At 43.3% G+C, this 4,480-nt stretch carries 2 protein-coding genes; both read left to right on the top strand.

Annotated features, from left to right (window positions below; all coding sequences use genetic code 11):
• The first annotated feature begins 355 nt into the window (after nt 1-355).
• Entirely contained in the window at nt 356-1,897 is a 1,542-nt protein-coding gene (locus tag B9J87_RS13720) for a DUF3360 family protein (protein ID WP_094151254.1), read from the top strand.
• Between the two features lie 268 nt (nt 1,898-2,165).
• Entirely contained in the window at nt 2,166-4,442 is a 2,277-nt protein-coding gene (gene pflB / locus B9J87_RS13715) for a formate C-acetyltransferase (protein WP_094151228.1), read from the top strand.
• Nucleotides 4,443-4,480: the final 38 nt, after the last annotated feature.

The following is a 4,480-nucleotide window of genomic DNA, read 5'->3' as shown; positions in this document are numbered from 1 at the left end:
CCTAGATTCATAAGATATTTAAGGTCATTAATATCATTGAAACTCTTTTACAAACATCACAATGTGAAAACTTATTTCAAGCAAGTAACGGCTCAACCCCCCGTTTTCATTAGGCTGCTGTAGTTTTCTTTCACATTTATTCTTAAAGTGATCAAGATCAATCACCCTAAAGGATAAGCAAGCTAAACTCGCGAGCAAAGATAAGGTTGTATAAATAACCACACTCTCTTTTTTAGTTGTTGTTATGCAAGCACATATGAGATGTGCTACATATTCAATTAAAAACATTACCGCTTCTTCGCGGATTACTAGGATTCAGTACGAATTACTAACTTTTAAAAAATATGAGGAATCTATGCCAGACGTAGTCAACAATGAGCGCTCAGAAATCGAGACGAAAAGCTATAAAGAGCTGCATCGTCCAGCATCTGAGTTTGCAAGCCGTTCAGATTACCTAGACCACGAACTGCAAATCATGAAGCCCCGTCGCTTTGGTTTGAACTTACCTGGTCGTGACTTCCGTTTTGAACTTGAAGATTTTGTACCAGCCATCGCGGGCACAATCGGCATCATCGCCATGTACTCAGCGGTAATGATGTCTTGGGCTGATGGCCTAACCCAAGCATGGGATCACATTCATCTAGGTGAAGACTTCGCGATTGAAGTTGCACGTGTAGAGATGTTATTTCCTGCCCTCTTCTTCTGTGTTATTGCCTCTGGCTTCTTAAACCCAAAAGCCAACTTAGCTGGCAACCATGGCCCAATGATCCCTCTTATCGGCTCAATCGCATTAGCCGGTGCACACCCTTTGGCATTGGCAATTTTGCTTGGCGTTTTTGGTCTTCTCTTAAGTTACTTTAAAGGAGGCTCGAAACTGGTCAATCTAACCTCCGAGGGAACCGCAGGCGGGTTGCTTATCTTCCTCGGCTTTACCGGAACAATGAGCCAAATTGGTTCTATCCAAACTTGGGCTACCAGTTTGCAATCGGTCGATGTCGCCGCAGGCAGCTTAGGTTACGTTGGCCTAGTGGTTTTAGGTGTCAATATTGTGCTGTATGCATTTCTTGCAAAAATCAACATGCGTTGGTTAGCAATTCCTGTCTGTGCAATGACAGGGCTTGCGATTGCGCTTTTATTCGGTACTGGCTTTGATCTTCAATTTGAAACTCAAATGGGCTTACCTAACCTTAATCCTGTTTACTGGTGGGGCTCAACCACTGAAGGTTGGATGCTTGGTTTGCCAACAGTAGAACACTTTATCGCCTCATTGCCCTTTGCTATTTTGGCCGTTGCGATGTGGTCACCAGATTTCCTTGGTCACCGAATTTTCCAAGAATTGAACTATCCAAAGAGAACTGAAAAAGTACTGATGGATGTTGATGACACAATGACCATGTGTTCAATTCGTCAAATGGTAGGTACAGCACTTGGTGGTGGTAATATCACATCGTCATGGGGAACGTATATGATCCCAGCGGCGATTGCTAAACGCCCAATTCCTGGTGGTGCCATCATCTTAGGTTTATTGGTCATGACTATTGCTATCCTTGGCTTCCCTATGGACGTAGCGGTTTGGCCTCCAGTGATGCGTATTGCTCTATTAGTAGGGGTATTTCTTCCTTTACTAGAAGCGGGTATGCAAATGGTAAGAAACACAAAAGATTCACAAGCAGCGGGCATCTGTATCTTTGGTAGCGCTGTGGTGAACCCTGTTCTAGCGTGGGCATTGACCATGCTACTCGATAACAATGGCCTAATTGGCGACAAAGAACGTGCATCAAAGCTGTCTTTTATCGATAAAATCATCATTCCAGGTGGTGTGCTGATCATCTGTTTAATTGCTATGCTTGCGGTTGGTATGCTTGAAAACCAATACGGTTTAAAAGCTTGGCTATAATGAGCTTGGACTAATACGAATTTGGGTAGTGCTCGCACTACCCAAACTTTATTTGAAAAATTTAACTTTTATTGATTTAGTTTAAGGTTTGCAAAAAAATTTTAGTCTAATCTTGCATTCAAGGCTTAAAAGCACAATATCTATATTCAGATAATTGAATAGTGTGAATATAGATATTGTATTAATAGAGTGTACTGCTCCTTTCGAGGATAACTGGCTCAACGGTGAAGACGGTACGTGTTTTTTCTACTAAAAAGGTAGGTATGTCATGGCAGAGCAATTTGCTAAAGCTTGGGAAAGTTTTGTTGCAGGTGAGTGGCAAAACGAAGTTAACGTTCGTGATTTTATTCAAAAGAACTATATGCCGTATGAAGGTGACGAATCTTTCCTAGTTTCTGAAGGTACTGAAGCGACAAACAAGCTTTGGGCTAAAGTAATGGAAGGTATCAAACAGGAAAACGCGACTAAGGCCCCTGTCGATTTCGATACTGACGTTATTTCTACCATCACTGCTCACGATGCAGGCTACATCGAAAAAGATCTTGAAACTATCGTGGGTCTACAAACTGAGAAACCACTTAAGCGCGCTATCATCCCTAACGGTGGTGTGCGTATGGTTGAAGGTTCTTGCAAAGCATACGGTAGAACTCTTGACCCTATGATTTCAAAAATCTACTCAGAATACCGTAAAACTCACAACGCTGGCGTTTTCGATATCTACACTCCTGATATCCTAGCGTGTCGTAAGTCTGGTGTTCTGACGGGCCTTCCTGATGCTTATGGTCGTGGCCGTATCATTGGTGACTACCGTCGCGTAGCACTTTACGGTATTGATTTCCTAATGAAGGATAAGCTTGCTCAATTCACTTCTCTACAAGAGCGTTTTGAGAACGGCGAAGATCTAACGGCAACGATGCAACTTCGTGAAGAAATTGCAGAGCAACACCGCGCACTTGGCCAAATGAAAAAAATGGCTGAAAAATACGGTTTTGACATCTCTCGCCCAGCAGAAACTGCACAAGAAGCTATCCAGTGGACTTACTTCGGCTACCTAGCTGCTGTTAAATCACAAAACGGTGCGGCAATGTCGCTAGGTCGTACTTCGACTTTCCTAGATATCTTCATCCAACGTGATCTAGAAGCGGGTAAAATCACTGAAGTACAAGCTCAAGAAATGATCGACCACTTCGTAATGAAGCTGCGTATGGTTCGTTTCCTACGTACTCCTGAATACGATGAACTATTCTCTGGCGACCCAATTTGGGCAACAGAATCAATGGGTGGTATGGGTCTTGACGGTCGTACACTCGTTACGCGTTCTAACTTCCGTTTCCTAAACAGCCTATACACTATGGGTCCTTCTCCAGAGCCAAACATCACTGTACTTTGGTCTGAGCAGCTACCTGACGGCTTTAAACGTTTCTGTGCAAAAGTGTCTATCGATACTTCATCTATCCAGTACGAAAACGATGATTTAATGCGTCCAGACATGAACTCTGACGACTATGCTATCGCATGTTGTGTATCGCCAATGGTTGTAGGTAAACAAATGCAGTTCTTCGGAGCGCGTGCAAACCTTGCTAAAACCATGCTTTACACCATCAATGGTGGTATTGATGAGAAGTTGAAAATCCAAGTTGGTCCTAAAATGGACAAGATCGCAGGTGAGTATCTTGACTATGACGAACTATGGGCAAAAATGGACCACTTCATGGATTGGTTGGCGAAGCAATATGTGACCGCACTAAACAGCATTCACTACATGCACGACAAATACAGCTATGAAGCCGCGCTAATGGCACTGCATGATCGTGACGTTAAACGTACGATGGCATGTGGTATTGCTGGCCTGTCTGTTGCTGCTGACTCTCTATCTGCAATCAAATACGCAAAAGTTAAGCCAATTCGTGACGAAGATGGCCTAGCGATCGATTTCGAAATCGAAGGTGATTATCCTAAATTTGGTAACAATGACGCCCGCGTTGATGACATCGCATGCCAACTTGTTTCTACGTTTATGGGCAAAATCCGTAAACTTAAGATGTACCGTGATGCAATTCCAACTCAGTCTATCCTGACTATCACTTCAAACGTGGTATATGGTAAGAAAACAGGTAACACACCTGATGGTCGCCGTGCTGGTATGCCTTTCGCACCGGGTGCAAACCCAATGCATGGCCGTGACGAAAAAGGTGCAGTAGCATCATTGACTTCAGTAGCGAAACTACCGTTTGCTGATGCACAAGATGGTATTTCTTATACTTTCTCTATCGTTCCAAATGCGTTAGGCAAAGAAGAAGCAAGTCAACGTGCAAACCTTGCTGGCCTGATGGATGGTTACTTCCACCATGAAGCAGGCATTGAGGGTGGCCAACACCTAAACGTGAACGTGCTTAATCGCGAAACTTTAGAAGATGCGGTTAAACACCCTGAGAAATACCCTCAGCTAACCATTCGTGTATCTGGCTATGCTGTGCGTTTTAACTCACTGACTGCTGAACAACAAGCTGACGTTATTGCACGTACTTTCACTGAATCGCTATAATTTCAGTTAAATTACTAGCAAAATAGTTAAGCTGCTCG

Origin of the sequence: Vibrio sp. V19_P1S1T109 (genome assembly GCF_002241375.1) — a bacterium.
Classification (GTDB): domain Bacteria; phylum Pseudomonadota; class Gammaproteobacteria; order Enterobacterales; family Vibrionaceae; genus Vibrio; species Vibrio anguillarum.
The sequence above is the reverse complement of the archived record's forward strand: the minus strand, read 5'-3'. Positions and strand labels throughout refer to the sequence as shown.

What these genes read in the sequence shown, in the direction of transcription:
- B9J87_RS13720 (WP_094151254.1), top strand. Translation starts at nt 356, where the DNA reads ATGCCAGACGTAGTCAACAATGAGCGCTCAGAAATCGAGACGAAAAGC.
- pflB (WP_094151228.1), top strand. Translation starts at nt 2,166, where the DNA reads ATGGCAGAGCAATTTGCTAAAGCTTGGGAAAGTTTTGTTGCAGGTGAG.